This window comes from Leuconostoc falkenbergense (assembly GCF_045801155.1).
Taxonomy (GTDB): Bacteria; Bacillota; Bacilli; order Lactobacillales; family Lactobacillaceae; genus Leuconostoc; species Leuconostoc falkenbergense.
In genome coordinates, this window is sequence record NZ_CP174386.1 from 557,404 (window position 1) to 575,419 (window position 18,016).

Here is an 18,016-nt window from a genome sequence, read left to right on the forward strand (position 1 = left end):
TAGCGTTTTTTCTTGTATAATAGTGATTATGGATAATTCGACGAAAAAAGTAGCATCTTATAAAACTAAAAAATCACTGACTTTTACCACATGGTTACTCATTACTGTGGGTATTGTGGGTTCTTTTGTGATCTGGGTATTTGCTAAGCCAGTCATTGTTAATACGGATGTGACACCAACTGGTTTTGCTGTACAAGGTGTGGCGATTAATCAGACGTCTGGTTATGTTGACTTTAAAAATTTAGCTAATAACGGGATTGATTTTGCTTATTTGCGTGCTACTTCAGGCAATTCTTTCGCTGATGACGGCTATAAAAGCAGCTGTACGCGTGCTAAATCTGCTAATCTGAAAGTCGGGGCAATCCAAGTATATAGTTCAAACACAACGGCCGCCGTGCAGGCGCAATATTTCATTGATAATGTTGGAAATCAGATTGGTGAGTTACCAATCGCAATTCAGGTACCAGATGACCAAATTTCAACGGCAACTGATGCACAGCGTTTAGCGTCGCTCATTCAGACACTTTATTCGCACTATAATCATGATATTGTAATTTATACGACGCCTGCGGTACAAAAGCAACTAGCTGACACAATTAAAGATACAAAATACTGGTTAATTGAAGACAATACTGATAATAAGGCAGCAGAGAATCAATTTATACAATATGATGAGGATCGTACAATTGGTTCGGGATTGAAAGCGGTTAAGATGCCAACGTCGGTATTCAATGGCACAAAGAAACAATTCGAGGCATACAAATGATTAAATTAGGTATTATTGGCACTAACTGGATTTCAAAAATGTTTGTTGAGGCAGCAATACAAACAGGTAGCTATACGCTGACAACAGTGTATTCACGTATCGAAGAAAAAGGAAACACTTTTTTGGCTGATCTTGACACTGACACTGATAATGTAACGGTGGTCACCACTTTGAGTGATTTATACACAGACATTGATGTGGTGTATATTGCGTCTCCTAATGCGCTGCACTTTGAACAAGCTAAGGTAGCGATTGCCTCAGATGTGCATGTAATTGTGGAGAAGCCATCATTTAGCAATCCAACGGAATTTGCGATAATTGAAGAGCTATTGACGCGACATGAAAATGTACGTGTTTTTGAAGCCGCACGGCATGTTCATCAATCAAACTTTAAGCTGATGCAACAGGCTGTGATTGAATTGCCACAAGTTCAAGGCGCTACATTTGTTTATCAGAAGTATTCCTCACGTTATGATGCTTATTTGGAGGGCAAAGAACCCAATGTTTTGACACGTGAATTTAGTGGTGGTGCATTATATGATTTGGGCGTTTACCCTATATATGCGGCGATTGCTTTGTTTGGCGCACCAAGGGCGGTACAATATTTGCCAACACTTTTAAACAATGGTGCGGATGGACGAGGGACTGCTAACCTATTCTATGACCAATTTAATGTAACAGTTATCTTTGGAAAAAATGCTAATTCCTATCTATCGAGCGAAATCTATGGTTTGAAAGAGACGATTGCAACAAATAATATTGCAGAACTCAACACCATAACTTATCATGATGGCGAAGGTAATGCAGATAACATCGGGGTGGCAGGGACGAGTAATCCGATGGTCGCTGAAGCATCAGATTTTGCACGAGTCATTACTGATCCCTTAAATGAACACGTCCGTTATCAACAATGGTGGCAGCTTGCTAAGCAGGTGAACCAAACATTATTTGATTTACGACAATCAGCTGGTATTGTATTTCCTGCTGATATAAAGGACTAATATGAGACCAGAACTTTTAGAAAAATTTAATGCTGTTTTTGAGCAACCAACCCCCATTCAAAATGCTGTTTGGCAACGTTTAATCGATGGTGATTCTATTTTTGGATTGGCCCCAACGGGGACGGGGAAAACATTAGCTTTCGTGTTGCCAATGTTATCTCAAGTTGACGCTAATTTAAAGCGAACGCAAGTTTTAATTTTAGCACCTAGTCAAGAATTAGCCATGCAAACAACGCAGGTTGCGCGGGAGTGGGGCGCTTTAGTTGGGGTGAGTGTCGCCAGCCTTATTGGCGGCGCCAATGGGCGTCGACAAGCTGAAAAACTCAAAAAAGATAAACCACAAATTGTTGTAGGGACACTTGGACGTGTGCTGACAATGCTTGAAGGTGGTGTATTAAAATTAGACAATATAAAGGCTGTCATTTTTGATGAGGCTGATGCAATGCTGACCGAAGAACGGCATGCCAGTTTAGAAGCGTTAGCCGATCAGTTACCAACAAATTTGCAGCTGGGGTTATTTTCAGCTACTTCTGGTGCAGATTTGCAGTACGTGAACACTGTATTTAATCAAAAAGTACACCCAATTTCGGTTGGGACTGACGCACCTGCGAACATCAAACATGAATTTCAATACGTCGACCAACGCGCTAAAGAAAAAATATTAATTCAATTAGCTCGTCATAATCAACAAGCGCTAGTTTTCTTTAATACAATCAGTGCACTCGTGTCAATGCAAGCGACGCTGCGTCATGCACATGTCAGTGTTATGAGCATCGGCAGTAATGACAAACGCCAAGTGCAACGTGCAGACGCATTGAGACTGTTTAAAAAGGGTGAAGTGGCACTCTTACTAGTCACAGACGTTGCTGCACGAGGCCTTGACATTGATAATTTGCCATTAGTGGTCAATGCACAGTTGCCTGAACGCTTAAAAACTTATGTTCATCGAACTGGTCGAACTGGTCGTATGGGTAAAAATGGTAGGGTTTTGAACTTAGGCAATGATCATGATATTCGTAACTTAAAGCGTGAGCTTGGTGATAAGTTTACGTTGGTCAAAGCTGACAATACATTTGAACCATCTACAAAGACAGTTGCTAACAAGCAACAGGCAAACATTGCGCCATCAAAAGTGGATAGTGATAGTACGCAAAAGCCAAGTATAACGCCATCACCATCAAAAAAACACTCACCTGTTAAAGTGGAAACAAAAAATGATTTGCCTGAACGAAAAAAGAAACGGGCCAAACATTCAAAAAATAAGGGTAAGCCTAAATGGGCTAAAAAGCGTGACTAGCAATTCAGTGCTGGTTTTTTTTTGACGTCAAAAGTTTTTGACTGAAGGGTTATGCACCATTGTGTTAAAATGTAATCAGATGATTTGTATTGGTTACTAGCCAAAATGATAGTTAGTACGAATTGAAAATATTGTCATAATAATTGTAAGAGGACAACATGCCAGAACTACCAGAAGTTGAAACAGTCCGACGCGGACTAGAAAAATTGATCATTGGCACGACAGTAACTGCTGTGAATGTGCCTTATCCAAAGGTAATTACCGGCGATTCACAGGCGTTCGTTACGGGTGTCATGCAAGCGACTTTTACGAAAATTGACCGACGCGGCAAATATTTGTTGTTGCGGTTGTCTAATCAACACACAATTGTCTCCCATCTAAGAATGGAGGGGCAATATTCTGTTGAACCGATTGGTACTACACCTTATAAACATACAGAAATTATATTTGAACTTGCAGATGATCGTGCTTTATTTTACAATGACACGCGCCGGTTTGGACGTATGGTACTCGCTACTACTGGGCATGAAAGTCTCGTTTCACCATCATTGGCAAAATTAGGACCAGAACCTACTGAAGCTGATTTGACATTGCCATATATGATTAATGCCTTTTCAAAGTCAAAAAAACCAATCAAAACCTTTTTATTAGATCAAAATCAAATAGCTGGTATTGGTAATATTTATGCAGATGAGGTATTGTGGCAGAGCAAAATTCACCCAGAAACGCCAACTAATCAATTGTCCAAGTTACAGTTAGCGATATTGCGCACCAATATTATTGCGGAAATAGCACGGGCAATCAAACATCATGGTACGACTGTTCACAGTTTTAGCAATGTATTTGGTGAAGTTGGTAAATTTCAAAATGAGTTAGAGGCATACGGGCGAGTAGGTGAACCATGTCTACGTTGTGGAACACCAATGGTAAAAATAAAAGTTGGCCAACGAGGTACAACGTTTTGCCCATTCTGTCAGGTGAAATTTGATTGATTTGGTAATTAAGGGGTATGCGCATGCTTTTAGTAGGATTAACAGGTGGGATTGCAACAGGCAAATCAACGGTGAGTGGTATGCTGCGAGATGCAGGTCTACCAATTGTTGATGCAGATGTGGTTGCTCGAGAAGTTGTTGAGCCAGGCACACCAACACTTGAAAAAATTAAATTAGCTTTTGGACCAAGCGTCATTGATAACGGTGTCCTAAATCGCCGTCGATTGGGTGATATCGTTTTTTCAAACAGCCAAGAGCTAGCGCGTTTAAATGACATTATGCAACCAGCTATTAGCCGAGCAATGGCAGATAAAATTAACTTTTGGCGCATGCAACAGGTGCCAATTTTAATTTTGGATGTACCATTGTTGTTTGAAAGACATTATGAAAAAGATGGTAAAATAGATAAAATTATTGTGGTTACAACTGATGAGTCAACTCAGCTGGAACGATTGAAACTACGTAACCAGCTATCTGATTCACAAGCGCGTAATCGCGTTCACTCACAGTTGCCGTTAACAGATAAAGTAGCTCGAGCTGATTTTGTAATCGACAATAATCAAGATCAGCAATCACTGAAACAGCAAGTGACCGATTTGATAGAAAATTTAAAGGAAATCGCTGCCAATGACAACACCAACTGATGGAAAAATTGAATTTCATGCCAAAGCAGGTGTTTTTGTTCAATCACAAGCACCAGTTACTTTAGCTGATTTAGATCGGGCCTTTAATCTGTATACACCGTTTATTGGTGCAACAGGGTATGCTTTGTACCATTTATTAGTAAATGAGGTGCCGTACAATACACAATTGAGTCATCGTGAAGATCATAATTTTGTACTAGATAGTCTAAATATGAGTTTGCCCGATTTTGTTAAAGTGAGACGACGTTTAGAGGCAGTCGGTCTCATCAAGACCTATTTTATTGAAGATAGCTTGGGTGAAATCTACACTTATCAAATGTTTCCACCACTGGATGCAACCGCATTCTTTCAGGAACAACTGTTAGCAGGGTTACTTTTTAAATTCGTTGGGGAAGATCGCTTTGTGACTTTACAGGAGCGATATGGTCATCATGGGCAATCCGTTATCAAAGGTGATAATATTTCGGCGCATTTCTTACAGGTATTTAAGCCAACGACAAATAGCGTGTTGCCTAGCATGCCGGCTTCAGAAACGCCAACATTACCGGAAGCAAAAGACACCTTTGATTTTGATGGCTTTGCCCAATTGGTGCGCGGTACGACGGTGTCGCAATTAGCGAAGCATCATGATTTTATTGTAGCTATTCATGTTATCTATGGCTTGAATGAAACGACATTGGCTGGTTACGTGACGCAAGCCATGACACTGGATACGCATGATTTAGACGAACGACGACTACAAGAAATGCTACATTCACGTCGTGCAGCCAAAAAGCCAGACATGGCCGACATCAACACCGCTCATGCGGTTGCTACCACAACAAAACGTTCTCAAGAAATGTTGCAATTGATTCGAGACGCGCAAACATTAGCCCCTAATGCCTTCATTGAGGATATTAAGTTTAAAAAAGGTGGCGGTTTTGTGACGAGAAACGAATATTATTTCATCAACAAGATGATTAGAGATATTCGTTTAAAAGCTGAAGTTGTGAACATGCTTGTTTGGTATGAATTGGTCAAACGCAATCGTGATACGGTGAATGTTGACACAGCTGAAACAATCGCCAATTCATGGCTGCAATTAAAAGTTGATTCAGCGGAGAATGCACTTGATGCGATTGACAAATATCAGCCTGCTGTTAAAACAAATAATCCACGTGCGACAAAACGTCAAAACAAACGTATTGAACCTAAATTAGCGACTGGCTCTGAAACCACAACACCACAGAAGTCAGAACAAGATGTAGCAGCAGCTTTGGCCAAGTTAAAAAATATAAAGACGAAAAACTAATATGCAAAATCTATCAGAAGTCCTGCAACAATTTCAAAAGCAATATGCTAACAAAGCGAATCTAGCTGAAATAATCGAATCTATCGGTCAAGATGATGATATTCGAACTTTTTGGGATGCCCATCAAAATGATTTGAAAGCCGATGCTTTCCAACTCAAAATGGGTGACTTATATGAGTTTATTCAGCAAAAAAACAAAATAGCGGCTGGGGAAAAAACGCTATATCCCGGCTATTATCCACAGTTAACAATTGAAAAAGGCTATCCATTAGTGCATTATGTTGCTGATGAAAACACGCGGCAACAATTGATGCAACGGCGCAAGCTAACTGCATACAAGATGCCTAAGGCGATTCAAGATGCTGACTTACAGACACTTATTCAAGATAATGGTCGCATGACAGCATTGGCTGAAGTTGTGGATATCTTGTCACAAAAGATTAGTGGGAAGACAGATTTTATCCAAGGGCTGTATTTATCTGGTGATTTTGGTATTGGGAAAACTTACCTGATGGGGGCGTTAGCCAATGCGCTTGCTGCCAATAATATAGAGGTCATGCTACTGCATTTTCCGTCGTTTATCAGTGATTTAAAAGGGACTTTTGACCACAAGGACGCATCACTTGACGAATTACTAACTAAGGCAAAAACGGTTTCTAATTTAATCTTAGATGACATCGGGGCTGACACATTGACATCATGGAGCCGTGATGCCATCCTTGGCATTATCCTAGAGTATCGTATGCAAAATGAATTAACCACGTTCTTTACTTCTAATTTTGATATGGTTGGCTTGGAAAGCTATTTAGCACAGACAAAAGATGGTGTTGAGCCAGTCAAAGCAGCACGACTCATGCAGCGTATTAAATATTTAGCAAAGCCTGTTCAGATGACGGGTAAAAATCGGCGGTTAGACATTTGATTTTCTTTCAAAAGACAAAAAAATATTGGTTGGTGCTTGGTGCATTAGTTTTGACGTGGGTATTATTGCGTCATGATGCTATTATTTATCAACAACCTGTTGGTCAGGTTGTCCATGAGACTGCACGATTAACTCAAAAAACAACTGACGAGCATGGTAATACTGACAAAATATATTCGCAACGGTTAACGATCAAGCTATTGAATCGCAATAAAACAGTGACATTGTCAAACCAATACGCTGACTCACAAACCGTTACGCATCGTTATCATGTCGGTGATCAGTTATTGCTTGATGGTACGGGTAAGCTCAGAATTTTATCGCTAAAACGTGATGCAACAATCGGTGTGTTACTGGGTTTGTTAGTTTCGTTGTTATTGCTGTATGTTAAATGGCGTGCAACAAGTTGGTTGCTATTAAGTTTAATTATCAATATTATTTTATTTGTTCTCGCTTTAGTAATTGATATTAATGTTAAAAATGCTAATGTGCTATTAATTTTCGTTATTTTGGCCGTGCTAGTGGCTTTTTCGAGTTTAGCACTGGTGCTTGGCAGAACCCTGCAAATGGTCGTAACTTTGGCGTCGACATTATTGGCAACGTTATTAGCGATGATATTAATGTTAGTGTCATTGAAGGTAACAGCCAATGAAGGCGTCCATTTTGAAACAATGTCTTATGTGACGCAAGTACCAACGACGTTGTTTATTGCACAAACTATCATTGGTGTTTTGGGTGCTGTTATGGATGAATCAGCTGATATTGTGGCAGCGCTGTTTGGCATGCGACGTGAAAAAATTGCTCATCATTTCAAAGATTATTGGCACGCTGGCATGAATGTTGGCCGTGACATTATGGGGACGTTAGTCAACGTGTTGTTCATGATTTTTATTGCTGAAACCATGCCAATGGTCTTTCTAATGTTGCGCAATGGCAATAATTGGCCATATATTTTGGATCAAATTATGAATCTAGGTATTTTACAAACGGTTGTTTCTGGTATTGGTATTGTGATTGCAGTTCCGGTAACGAGTGCGCTAGTTGCTTTAATTGTTAAACATCAACAGGTGGTGAAATCATGAACGCAATTGGATTATTGGTTTTAATACTGTTTATTTTAATGATTTTTGTTGGCGGTAATCAAGGGCTCAAAGTGTTTTTTGGATTGTTGATTAATTTTATTGTTATTTTTATTTTAATGATTTTGATTAACTGGCAGTTTAACCCCTACGTTGTGACTGCTGTTGTCAGTATTGTCATTTTAGCGATTGCGATTTATTTGGGATCGGATAACCAAGCGGTTGCGAATACAGCTTTTCAAACAAGTCTCATTGTAGTAGCTATTCTGATGGTTATTGCTGTTGTGGCACAACATTTTGGTCAGTTTCAAGGTTTTTCAACCGAAAATTCAGAAGAATTAGAAGGGCTATCGCTCAATGTTGGTTTGTCATTTAGTCATGTGGCGATGGTTGTGATGGTTATTTCACTATTAGGCGCCGTAGCAGAAGCAGCAATGGCGATTATTGCTGATTTGAATGAGGTTATTGACAGAACGCCAGATATGACCAGTAATAGTTTGTATGCACATTCGCGTATCATTGGTGGGCAAATTCTAGGTACTGCTATCAATACACTATTTTTTGGGGTGTTGGGGGCTAATCTGCCATTGCTAATTTGGTTTATTCGATTAAAATATTCGTTGGCAATGTTTGTGAATGCCAAAGTTCTCATGATGGAAGTTGTGACCATGCTTTTAGGAATGTTAGGCATTTTACTCAGTATTTGGGTGGCTAGCTGGTTAGTTGTGAGACAGTTTGTGAAACATAAAAAGGTAGGTATAAAGTGAACGAAACATTTGATTTAATTGAACAAATCACGCGAAATGATGGGTCCGTTTATTTTGAATTAGGGAATATTTCGCAAAATGGACGGGCAGAATATGCGGCAGAACATGGTTATATTAAAGAAGTTCGCATTTTGAAAATGAATATTCCAAAATCAACCAATGTTGAAAAAGTCACTGCTTATATTAATGCCCATTATCAATTATTACCGTTAGAGTATGATGGCTGGGAAGAATGGGTTAAAACACCTGAGATAGAGCAAGATTTACAAGCTATTTTGTTAGAAAATCGTGTTGGTTAGTTATGATATTGTGATCATGAATTTTATTTTTATTTTGAGGAGGAAAGTGCGTTCTAACGTACATAAACAGTTATGCGTTCAGTATTTAATCAACCGGAGGCCGTTGTGCTGGCTTCAAAACATTTGCTTGATGGCACAGGTCGTTTACGTTGGGTATACAGGGAATTAGCACCCACGACGCCGCAGGATTCTGGCTGGTTTTTGTTTGCCGACAACGATACGGAAGCTTGGAATGATCAACCTGATAATTTTATGCCCTTAATTATTGAAACGGCATTAGCAATTGAACCATCATTGCAAAACATTCTAGATTTACCTTATGGCACTGACTTAGTTCTGGATAATCGTCTAGGAATAAAGGGGTGGTGGGATCCTAAAACTAAAACGCCAGTTTGGCTAGCTGATGGTAGTGTTGAGAGTACATTCAAGATTGTCAACGGTGAAGTTATTGAAAAGTAACGAAACGTTTGTAATTTGATAACTTTTTCTATATAATTAAAAGCGGTGTTATTTTATTGATAGCGCGAAATGGTAGTATAGCCAAGTGGTAAGGCAACGGTCTGCAAAACCGTCATCGCCGGTTCGACTCCGGTTACTACCTTCTGGAACGCCTTAATAGGCGTTTTTTCTTATGATATAATAAATAGCAAATGATAACTTTAACTGATAATGTTGATGTTCTGCCCGGTGTGGGACCAAAACGCCTGACAGCGCTTCACGACATCGATATATTTACAATTGAAGATTTGATCGATTATTTTCCATTTCGGTACGAGGATCTGGGTGAACGGCTGCCTTCTGAGACACTAGATGGTGATAAGGTAACTTTCAAAGGTGTTGTCAGTACGCCGCCAATCGTTAATCGTTTTGGTAAACGTTCACAAACACGCTTTGGATTGTTAATTGACCATGAAAATATCCGTGTGTCTTTTTTTAACCAGCCTTGGATTGCGCAAAATGTTGAGGTTGGTCAAGAGGTGGCGGTGTATGGCACGTACGACGCTGCAAAAGCTGGTTTGACTGGTATCAAAATGATTCAAGCCTCAATAGATGCTTTGTCGCCGATTTATCCTGCCACGAAGCAAATTAGTGCTAAAACCATACGTCATTTGATTGAACTAGCTTGGTCTGAGGTACGCGGACATGCTGATTCACTAGTGCCTAAAGGGCTGCGCGATAAGTATCGCCTCCTAGATCGTAATACGCAGATTGAAAACATGCACTTTCCCAGTGATGCTGATCATGCTAAATCAGCAAGACGCAGTGCGGCCTTTGAAGAATTTTTTGTTTTCCAAATGCGGTTGCAGTTGCTAAAGTTAGCCGATCAAAATTTTGCTGGGGAAAGTGTCATTTATAATGAGACAGCCTTGGCAGCATTTGAAAATAGCTTGCCATTTAAATTAACGCCAGCACAAACAAAAGTTATACACGAGATTTTGCAAGATCAAAAAAGACCACGTCACATGAATCGGTTGTTGCAAGGGGATGTGGGTTCTGGTAAAACAGTGGTGGCTGCCATGGCAATGTATGCAGTGATAACTGCTGGCATGCAAGCAGCTATGATGGCACCAACTGAAATTTTAGCGCAACAACATGCAATTAATTTAGCTAACATGTTTGATCAAGCTGGTCTATCTGTACGCGTCGAATTATTAACGAGTGGTCTTAAAGCTGCACAACGTCGTCATTTATTAGAAGATTTGTCTAATGGTGATATTGATATTTTAGTTGGTACACATGCTTTACTTCAACCTGACGTAGCATTTCATCACTTGGGTCTGGCAGTCATTGATGAGCAACATCGTTTTGGTGTCAATCAACGCGCAAAACTTCGCGAAAATGGGGTTAATCCTGACATTTTGGCAATGACGGCGACTCCAATTCCACGTACGTTGGCAATCACTGCGTACGGTGAAATGGATGTATCCGTTATTGATCAGTTACCAGCCGGTCGAAAAATAATTCAAACGCGCAAAATTAGTCATAGCCAACTGGATCAAACCTTGCGGTTTGTTCGTCAAGAACTAGAAGACGGTGCGCAAGTATATGTTGTCACACCATTGATTGAAGAGTCTGAAGCCTTAGATGTCCAAAATGCGCAAGCAATGTATGAAGCGATGCAACTTGAATTTCCAGACAGTCAGGTTGGACTTTTGCATGGTCGTTTGTCAAACGATGAGAAAAAAAGTTTAATGGCAGATTTTAAAGCCAACCGCATTCAAATTTTAGTTGCTACCACAGTGATTGAAGTCGGTGTTGATGTACCTAATGCTAGTATTATGTTGATTATGGACGCGGACAGATTTGGTTTGGCGCAATTGCACCAATTAAGAGGTCGTGTTGGGCGTGGTTCTCGACAGTCTTATGCTATTTTGGTAGCCGATCCAAAAACTGATTATGGCCGTGCCCGTCTAGATGCTATGGTGTCAACAACTGACGGCTTTGTTTTGGCACAAAAAGATTTAGAACTACGTGGCTCTGGTGATATTTTAGGCACTAAGCAAGCTGGTGTGCCAGAATTTGCAGTTGGTGATCCCGTTAAAGATTTGACCATGATGACGATTGCGCAACAAGAAGCCATTGACTTAGTTAGTCAAAAAAATTGGGACGATAAGCCAGAAAATAAAGCTTTAGTGACGTATTTGTCACGAACAATGGCACGTTACCGACATTTTGATTAGAGTCAATACCGGCGGGTAACGCAAAACAATGTTAAAATGAACTATAATTTTTAGAAATAAATGATATACGGAAAGAGATGGACACATGAAAATTGCTATTGACGCAATGGGCGGTGATTTTGCCCCATTAGAAATTGTTAAAGGTGTCGAACAGGCACGTGATCGCTACCAAGAAATTGAATTTCAATTATATGGGACAGCAGAGCAGGTAAAACCTTTAGTCAAGGACTGGACACGTATTAATTTGATACCAACAACTGAAGTGATTGAAATGGGTGAAGAACCTGTTAAAGCAATGCGCCGAAAGAAGGACTCATCAATGGTTCGCGCGGCAAACGCCGTAAAAGCTGGTGAAGCAGACGCATTGTTTAGTGCGGGAAATACGGGCGCACTGTTGTCTAGTGCCATCTTTTTAGTTGGTCGAATTAAAGGTGTTGATCGGCCAGCCTTGGCAACTGCTTTGCCAAGTTTTGAAGGCCCACATGATCAATTTGTGTTCATGGATTTGGGTGCAAATGCTGAAAATAAGCCGGTTCATTTATATCAATATGGTATTTTAGGCAGCTTTTATGCGTCACACGTTTTAAATATTGAGAATGCGCGTGTGCGTTTGCTCAATAATGGTGCCGAAGAAGATAAGGGCGATGAAGTGCATAAAGTGGCACATCAGTTGATGAAAAATTCGCACGCTTTTAATTTTGTCGGTAACATTGAAGCTCGTGAACTATTGGCTGGGACGGCTGATGTGGTTGTTGCCGATGGTTTTTCTGGTAATGCAGCGCTTAAGGCCACTGAAGGTACTGCACTGACGATGTTAAAACAAATTAAATCAGCTATCATGGCCTCGGGTTTGTCGGGAAAAATCGGTGGTGCTTTGCTCAAACCAGCTTTTAAAACAATTCAAAAGAAATTGGATTATAATGAAGCCGGTGGTGCGGTGATTTTGGGCGTTAATGCCCCTGTTGTCAAAACACATGGTTCCGCAAAAGCGAATGCTGTTGCCAATACGATGGGCCAAATCAAAATTATGATTGAAAATAATTTAGTTGGGGATATACAGACTTTCGTTGCTGATCATGCGGATGATTTAAAAGCAGCTAAACAAGCACTGCAAAACGATGAAAATGTATAATCTGTGTTACAATTAGTTTTTAACATTTAAATTCTGGAGAATAGACTCTAATGGCAATAGAAAAAGAAACGATTTATAATATGTTGGCGGATGAGATTGCAGAACGTTTCAATGTGAAACGCGATACAATTACACCTAATCTTAATTTTTTGACGGATATTGACGCTGATTCAATTGATTTTGTTGAGTTAGTATTGGAAGTTGAAGATATGTTCAATGTCGAAATTTCTGATGATGATGCCGAAAATTTGGTGACGCTACAACAAACAGTTGATTACATCGTAGCCCATCAACATTAATTTGTTGACACTTATTTATAATCAGTGTAAAATTGTGGACAACTCATATCAAAAAGTGTTGAGAAGAGTAGTACGATTAATTTGCTCAGCGAGCGACGTTTGGTGAAAGTCGTCAAATTGATAGTACGAAGATGAACTCATCATACACGTCAATCGGTGCAAGCTGATTAGACCGGATGTACCGTTATCGTATGTTGGCAACAATTTTTGTTGTGAATTAAGGTGGGAATACCCACAAAAATGGGTGGTACCACGACATGTCGTCCCTGTACAAATAGTTAAATATTTGTGCAGGTTTTTTTATTTAATTAAGTCAGCAATGACTATTGGAGGTCAATCAGATGTCAGAAGTTCAAACAAAGTCGCTAATTGCACAAATTTTGGATACTTGGATTCAGGGTGAGAAAAGCGAAAAGCTTACTTTGGCTAATTATGCCAATGCAGCTGCTATTCTTCATCAAAATGTCGATGATATTAATTGGGTCGGTTTCTATCTATATGACCAACAGATGAAGCAACTGGTACTAGGTCCCTTTTTAGGTAAGCCAGCTGTGACAGTTATTTCACCTAATTCTGGTGTTGTTGGTCAATCTTTTACGTCGCAATCTACCGTCGTCGTGCCTGATGTTAAAGCATTTTCCGGACATATTGTTTGTGACCCAATTTCTAATGCAGAAATTGTCGTACCAATTACAAAAGCGGACGGTACAAAACTAGGTGTTTTAGATATTGACTCACCAACACTTAACCGTTTTACGAAGCAGGACCAAACAGATCTTGAAGACTATATCCAAACATTGCTTGCTTATGTTGAACAGATTTAAATGATTGTTCTAGCTCATGCTAGGGCTTTTTTGCTTAGTCGTGATATTGGTGTGTGTCAGAATATGAAGATTGTGATAAGCTAAATAGTGCAGTGATTCATGACATTGAAAAAATATGACATCGGTATTATTGGGACAAAACTAGCAGGCTTTGGTAGTGGCTAAAACAAGCAAGTAATCATACACATGCTTACCCAACAATAGAGATTAATATGACGTTTTTTGTTGTAATATTGAGGGGAAGACATGTGGGAGACATTATTATCAAGGCAGTCGCAATTTTGGAATGCACTATGGCAACACACCCAATTGACAGTTGCAGCAGTTGTGATTGCTGGTGTTATTGCAATACCGCTGGCAATCTGGTCTGAACGACATCGACGATACGCTGAATGGTTATTACAAGCAACTGGTATTTTGCAAACACTGCCATCACTGGCGGTTTTGGGATTGCTGATACCACTTGTTGGGATTGGTTGGCCGGCTGCACTGATTGCTTTAATTATTTATGCATTATTACCTATTTTCCAAAATACTTATTTGGGGTTAACTGGTGTTGAAAAAGGTATTGTTGATGCTGCTTATGCACTAGGGTTACCGAGAAAAAAAGTCATGCGAAAAGTTCAAATACCACTAGCGATGCCAAGTATTATAGCTGGGATAAGAACGGCCACAGTGCTAATTATTGGGACAGCAACATTAGCTGCATTAATTGGTGCGGGCGGGCTTGGTGATTTCATCCTGCTGGGTATTGACCGTAATAACACAAATTTGATTCTAATCGGTGCGCTGGCTTCGGCAATTATGGCTATTTTAGCAGGCGCGTTAATTAACTGGATTGCAAGGCTTAAAGTAAAAAAATGGCTTATCAGCTTATTAGCTATTTTATTTATTGGCGGAAGTGTTTGGCCGATGTTGCCTCAAAAATCAACAACGCAAACGATTACTATTGCTGGCAAACTTGGGTCTGAACCAGAAATTTTGATTAATATGTACGCTGATTTGATCAAATCAGCAGACCCCAATACTAATGTTGTGTTGAAGCCAAATTTTGGCAAAACAAGTTTTCTCTTTAATGCACTCAAAAGTAACAAAATCGACATTTATCCTGAATTTACTGGTACTGTCACAGCAACACTAGCTGAACCGGCTGTGACACTGCCAGTTGGTGCTAATGCACAGACAACCTATCAGGCCGCTTTAAAAGTTGCCCAAAAACAGCAATTAACTTTAACAAAACCCATGCAATTTAATGATACCTACGCGATTGCTGTAACTCAAAAGGATGCTTCGAAGTATCATTTGAAAACAATCGCTGATTTAACGCAATTGCCTAATGCAAAAGCGGGCATGACCGCTGAATTTTTGGACCGCACTGATGGCATGCCGGGTGTCAAAAAGCAATATAATTTAAAAATACCAACGGTCAGTTTAGACCCCGACCTACGATATCAAGCGATCAAGCAAGGACAAGTAAATGTGGTCGATGCTTACTCAACTGATTCGCAACTGGTTCAATATCGATTGAAAGTGTTGGCAGATAATCAGCATTTTTTTCCAATTTATCAAGGTGCTGCTTTGATGCGTCAAGATTTCGCCAAAAAAAATCCAAAAATTACGCGAGCTCTGAATCGTTTGGCGGGCAAAATTAGTAACGAAGACATGCAAAATATGAATTACGCCGTTAATGTTAAGCACCAATCAGCCGCGACAGTTGCTAAAAAATATTTGAAAACGCACAATATCCTAAAATGACTAATTTTGAATTACAACAACTGGTTGAACACATATCAAAAACAGCTTTTCATCAGCCATTTCGACACCGTGCTAGTTTCAATAATCGATTGAAAACAACCGGTGGTCGTTATTTGTTGGCGACGCATCAATTGGAATTCAACCCTAAAATGGCTAACTTACCAGTGTTTGAGCAAATCATTAAACATGAATTAACCCACTATCATTTACATCTTGCGCATAAAGGCTATCAACACAAAGATACTGATTTCAAGCAACTACTGTCACAGGTTGGTGGTATTCGATATGCACCAGACATTGGCCAACGTCAAAAAACACAGCATCTCTGGCATTATCAATGCGAAAATGGTCATGATATTTTTAAACATAGACGTTTTCAAGTCGGCCGTTACCGTTGCGGTCAATGCGGTGCGCGTTTGACATTGTTAGGTGAGGTATTGAATAAGTAAGCGTATTCATTTATAGTGAATGTAAGACAATTAATTGGAGAAAACTATGATCAAGCTAATTCTTTCAGATCTCGATGAGACGTTACTTAATGATGATGGCACGATTCATCCTGAAAACATCACAGCAGTTCAAAAATTCGTGCAACAAGGTGGCTATTTTGTTCCTAATACAGGAAGATCATACAAATCAGTGTTTGGTACGTTAGCTACTTTGGGACTAAACAAACAAGAAAAGCAATATGTTGTGTCCTACAATGGTGGTGCTATTGTTGAGGTGCACGCTGATGGTTCTGAGAAAATTGTTGTACAGCATGGCATGTCACTCAACCTAGCTAAAGAAATTTTCAAATTAGGTCAGATTCAAAACGACATTGATACCCATATTTATACGCTTGATACGTTATTTATTCATAATATTTCATCAGCTGATAAAGCCTATATGGCGGAACGTTCAGTGCCGTATGTTGAAATGCCTAATGATGATTTGAACTTTTTATCTAATGAAAAGCCAATCATGAAAGTCATTTTTGAGCATACTGACCATGAAGTTTTGCGTGCGATTGATAAAACTGTTAATGCCAAATTAGCGGATCAAGTGCTGACGACATATAGTTCAGATCGCTATGTAGAATTTAATCCTAAGGGCAGTGATAAAGGGTCAACAGGGCTAGAATTAGCTGATTTGCTAGGTATTGCGCATAATGAAGTTGCCGCGTTGGGTGATAGTTTGAATGACGCTTCTCAGATTAAAGCCGCTGGTGTCGGTGCAGCTGTTGCCAATGCAAAGCCGGAAATTAAATCCATTGCTAATTTGATTTTGGATAAAACCAATAATGAAGGCGCTGTGGCTGAGTTTATCAACACTCATTTGGAGGGCTAAATGTTTAATTTGGCAGCGCGTATTGTTTTGCCATTGATTGCGATTGTGGCCTTTATTAGTATATTTCTGTTATACTATCATCATTATCTAACACTTTGGTTAACCATTTTGTTAGTCGTCATATTAGTTATACTGGTTAATATCGGGTATATTTGGTTATATTGGCAAAAACAAAAAATGCAACATGAGGAAGATGATGCTTGAAATGACGGAAACTGCGAATCCTAAATCTCTTTGGCTTCGCATAATTAATTTTGGTTTAGTAATATTTTTGATGATGTTTGCACCTGCTTTTTTGGGATTAGCGAGTGCAAGTTCTGTTTTATGGGAACAGATTTTGTGGGCATCGGTCATGGTTGTGGTGTATATTGCGATAGGCATATACGCCTACCGTTTGCTCAAAGCAACGGCCATAACGCCAATTTTTCAACCTAATTCATCACCAAAAAGGAAAAGTTTCTGGTGGCTGGTTGGCATGTGGTTGCTTATGTTGGCCATTGAGTTAACTATTGCAAACTTAAGAGTCAATTTAACAGGTGAGACGACAACAGCAAATGAAGAAGCCATCAATCAGTTGACTTCAAATCTAAATGTCACAATGATTGCCATGATTATCTATGCTGTGATCTTAGCACCAGTTGTCGAAGAGCTGGTTTTTAGAGGGCTAGTTCTCAATTACTTTTTACGACGCAATTGGTGGTGGGGAAATATCATTTTATCGGGTGTGATATTCGCTTTTCCACACATGGGTCTGATTCCCACCACGTTATCAGACGGATTGAGTTATTTAATGTACGCCAGCATGGGTATGGTGTTAGCCTATGTGTATAAAAAAACAGGTGCGATTCAAAATAATATTGCGATTCACATGCTGAATAATGGTGTGACTATGATACCGCTGTTACTATTGGCCATCAATAAAATGCAACATTAAAAAA

20 protein-coding genes and 1 tRNA gene are annotated in these 18,016 nt (G+C 39.6%); all 21 read left to right on the forward strand.

The features are described from left to right. The first annotated feature begins 28 nt into the window (after positions 1–28). The 21 genes from ACI3ES_RS02780 to ACI3ES_RS02880 all read left to right on the forward strand — a co-directional run bounded on the left by ACI3ES_RS02780 (position 29) and on the right by ACI3ES_RS02880 (position 18,012). The gene (locus ACI3ES_RS02780) at positions 29–766 is read left to right on the forward strand and encodes a GH25 family lysozyme (protein ID WP_114666459.1); all 738 of its coding nucleotides are present in this window, start codon (positions 29–31) and stop codon (positions 764–766) included. After that, positions 763–1,767 carry a Gfo/Idh/MocA family protein gene (locus ACI3ES_RS02785; protein ID WP_114666460.1) on the forward strand — a complete coding sequence of 335 codons (1,005 nt, stop codon included), beginning with the start codon at positions 763–765 and terminating at the stop codon, positions 1,765–1,767. Before ACI3ES_RS02780 ends, ACI3ES_RS02785 begins: the two co-directional genes overlap by 4 nt. Before the next feature lies 1 nt (position 1,768). Continuing rightward, positions 1,769–3,064, forward strand: a complete 1,296-nt coding sequence (locus ACI3ES_RS02790; protein ID WP_114666461.1) for a DEAD/DEAH box helicase — start codon at positions 1,769–1,771, stop codon at positions 3,062–3,064. 158 nt (positions 3,065–3,222) lie between these two features. Further along, complete coding sequence (mutM, locus tag ACI3ES_RS02795; protein WP_114666462.1) at positions 3,223–4,056, forward strand: bifunctional DNA-formamidopyrimidine glycosylase/DNA-(apurinic or apyrimidinic site) lyase; 834 nt, start codon at positions 3,223–3,225, stop codon at positions 4,054–4,056. A 23-nt stretch (positions 4,057–4,079) separates the two neighbouring features. Then, complete coding sequence (coaE, locus tag ACI3ES_RS02800; RefSeq protein ID WP_114666463.1) at positions 4,080–4,700, forward strand: dephospho-CoA kinase; 621 nt, start codon at positions 4,080–4,082, stop codon at positions 4,698–4,700. Beyond that, positions 4,684–5,991: a DnaD domain protein gene (locus ACI3ES_RS02805; RefSeq protein WP_114666464.1), complete on the forward strand. Its 1,308-nt coding sequence runs from the start codon at positions 4,684–4,686 to the stop codon at positions 5,989–5,991. The genes coaE and ACI3ES_RS02805 overlap by 17 nt, the downstream gene beginning before the upstream one ends. A 1-nt stretch (position 5,992) precedes the next feature. Beyond that, entirely contained in the window at positions 5,993–6,913 is a 921-nt protein-coding gene (dnaI, locus tag ACI3ES_RS02810; protein ID WP_004915441.1) for a primosomal protein DnaI, read from the forward strand. Next, entirely contained in the window at positions 6,910–7,995 is a 1,086-nt protein-coding gene (locus ACI3ES_RS02815; protein ID WP_114666465.1) for a YibE/F family protein, read from the forward strand. Before dnaI ends, ACI3ES_RS02815 begins: the two co-directional genes overlap by 4 nt. Continuing rightward, positions 7,992–8,759 (forward strand): YibE/F family protein, encoded by a 768-nt coding sequence (locus ACI3ES_RS02820; RefSeq protein ID WP_004915435.1) that lies wholly within the window; start codon positions 7,992–7,994, stop codon positions 8,757–8,759. Before ACI3ES_RS02815 ends, ACI3ES_RS02820 begins: the two co-directional genes overlap by 4 nt. After that, positions 8,756–9,058, forward strand: coding sequence for a hypothetical protein (locus ACI3ES_RS02825; protein WP_004915431.1), 303 nt, complete (start codon positions 8,756–8,758; stop codon positions 9,056–9,058). The genes ACI3ES_RS02820 and ACI3ES_RS02825 overlap by 4 nt, the downstream gene beginning before the upstream one ends. A 72-nt stretch (positions 9,059–9,130) precedes the next feature. Further along, the gene (locus tag ACI3ES_RS02830) at positions 9,131–9,517 is read left to right on the forward strand and encodes a DUF2185 domain-containing protein (RefSeq protein WP_004915427.1); all 387 of its coding nucleotides are present in this window, start codon (positions 9,131–9,133) and stop codon (positions 9,515–9,517) included. Between the two features lie 71 nt (positions 9,518–9,588). Continuing rightward, a tRNA-Cys gene (locus ACI3ES_RS02835) sits at positions 9,589–9,659 on the forward strand. A gap of 49 nt (positions 9,660–9,708) precedes the next feature. Continuing rightward, on the forward strand, positions 9,709–11,739 hold the full coding sequence (recG, locus tag ACI3ES_RS02840) for an ATP-dependent DNA helicase RecG (protein WP_114666466.1): 2,031 nt from the start codon (positions 9,709–9,711) through the stop codon (positions 11,737–11,739). An 85-nt stretch (positions 11,740–11,824) separates the two neighbouring features. Next, positions 11,825–12,871: a phosphate acyltransferase PlsX gene (gene plsX, locus ACI3ES_RS02845; protein ID WP_114666467.1), complete on the forward strand. Its 1,047-nt coding sequence runs from the start codon at positions 11,825–11,827 to the stop codon at positions 12,869–12,871. Between the two features lie 50 nt (positions 12,872–12,921). Beyond that, positions 12,922–13,170, forward strand: coding sequence for an acyl carrier protein (locus tag ACI3ES_RS02850; protein WP_004915420.1), 249 nt, complete (start codon positions 12,922–12,924; stop codon positions 13,168–13,170). A 341-nt stretch (positions 13,171–13,511) separates the two neighbouring features. Beyond that, positions 13,512–13,994, forward strand: a complete 483-nt coding sequence (locus ACI3ES_RS02855) for a GAF domain-containing protein (RefSeq protein WP_114666468.1) — start codon at positions 13,512–13,514, stop codon at positions 13,992–13,994. Between the two features lie 246 nt (positions 13,995–14,240). Further along, positions 14,241–15,749: an ABC transporter permease/substrate-binding protein gene (locus ACI3ES_RS02860; protein ID WP_114666469.1), complete on the forward strand. Its 1,509-nt coding sequence runs from the start codon at positions 14,241–14,243 to the stop codon at positions 15,747–15,749. Continuing rightward, positions 15,746–16,198, forward strand: coding sequence for a SprT family protein (locus tag ACI3ES_RS02865; RefSeq protein WP_114666470.1), 453 nt, complete (start codon positions 15,746–15,748; stop codon positions 16,196–16,198). Before ACI3ES_RS02860 ends, ACI3ES_RS02865 begins: the two co-directional genes overlap by 4 nt. Before the next feature lie 46 nt (positions 16,199–16,244). After that, a complete protein-coding gene (locus ACI3ES_RS02870) occupies positions 16,245–17,078 on the forward strand; it encodes a Cof-type HAD-IIB family hydrolase (protein WP_114666471.1) in 834 nt (277 codons plus the stop codon). Beyond that, positions 17,079–17,282, forward strand: coding sequence for a hypothetical protein (locus ACI3ES_RS02875; RefSeq protein ID WP_004915404.1), 204 nt, complete (start codon positions 17,079–17,081; stop codon positions 17,280–17,282). Beyond that, a complete protein-coding gene (locus ACI3ES_RS02880) occupies positions 17,275–18,012 on the forward strand; it encodes a CPBP family intramembrane glutamic endopeptidase (protein WP_114666472.1) in 738 nt (245 codons plus the stop codon). Before ACI3ES_RS02875 ends, ACI3ES_RS02880 begins: the two co-directional genes overlap by 8 nt. Positions 18,013–18,016: the final 4 nt, after the last annotated feature.

What these genes read in the sequence shown, in the direction of transcription:
- ACI3ES_RS02780 (WP_114666459.1), top strand. Translation starts at nt 29, where the DNA reads ATGGATAATTCGACGAAAAAAGTAGCATCTTATAAAACTAAAAAATCA.
- ACI3ES_RS02785 (WP_114666460.1), top strand. Translation starts at nt 763, where the DNA reads ATGATTAAATTAGGTATTATTGGCACTAACTGGATTTCAAAAATGTTT.
- ACI3ES_RS02790 (WP_114666461.1), top strand. Translation starts at nt 1,769, where the DNA reads ATGAGACCAGAACTTTTAGAAAAATTTAATGCTGTTTTTGAGCAACCA.
- mutM (WP_114666462.1), top strand. Translation starts at nt 3,223, where the DNA reads ATGCCAGAACTACCAGAAGTTGAAACAGTCCGACGCGGACTAGAAAAA.
- coaE (WP_114666463.1), top strand. Translation starts at nt 4,080, where the DNA reads ATGCTTTTAGTAGGATTAACAGGTGGGATTGCAACAGGCAAATCAACG.
- ACI3ES_RS02805 (WP_114666464.1), top strand. Translation starts at nt 4,684, where the DNA reads ATGACAACACCAACTGATGGAAAAATTGAATTTCATGCCAAAGCAGGT.
- dnaI (WP_004915441.1), top strand. Translation starts at nt 5,993, where the DNA reads ATGCAAAATCTATCAGAAGTCCTGCAACAATTTCAAAAGCAATATGCT.
- ACI3ES_RS02820 (WP_004915435.1), top strand. Translation starts at nt 7,992, where the DNA reads ATGAACGCAATTGGATTATTGGTTTTAATACTGTTTATTTTAATGATT.
- ACI3ES_RS02830 (WP_004915427.1), top strand. Translation starts at nt 9,131, where the DNA reads ATGCGTTCAGTATTTAATCAACCGGAGGCCGTTGTGCTGGCTTCAAAA.
- recG (WP_114666466.1), top strand. Translation starts at nt 9,709, where the DNA reads ATGATAACTTTAACTGATAATGTTGATGTTCTGCCCGGTGTGGGACCA.
- plsX (WP_114666467.1), top strand. Translation starts at nt 11,825, where the DNA reads ATGAAAATTGCTATTGACGCAATGGGCGGTGATTTTGCCCCATTAGAA.
- ACI3ES_RS02850 (WP_004915420.1), top strand. Translation starts at nt 12,922, where the DNA reads ATGGCAATAGAAAAAGAAACGATTTATAATATGTTGGCGGATGAGATT.
- ACI3ES_RS02855 (WP_114666468.1), top strand. Translation starts at nt 13,512, where the DNA reads ATGTCAGAAGTTCAAACAAAGTCGCTAATTGCACAAATTTTGGATACT.
- ACI3ES_RS02860 (WP_114666469.1), top strand. Translation starts at nt 14,241, where the DNA reads ATGTGGGAGACATTATTATCAAGGCAGTCGCAATTTTGGAATGCACTA.
- ACI3ES_RS02865 (WP_114666470.1), top strand. Translation starts at nt 15,746, where the DNA reads ATGACTAATTTTGAATTACAACAACTGGTTGAACACATATCAAAAACA.
- ACI3ES_RS02870 (WP_114666471.1), top strand. Translation starts at nt 16,245, where the DNA reads ATGATCAAGCTAATTCTTTCAGATCTCGATGAGACGTTACTTAATGAT.
- ACI3ES_RS02875 (WP_004915404.1), top strand. Translation starts at nt 17,079, where the DNA reads ATGTTTAATTTGGCAGCGCGTATTGTTTTGCCATTGATTGCGATTGTG.
- ACI3ES_RS02880 (WP_114666472.1), top strand. Translation starts at nt 17,275, where the DNA reads ATGCTTGAAATGACGGAAACTGCGAATCCTAAATCTCTTTGGCTTCGC.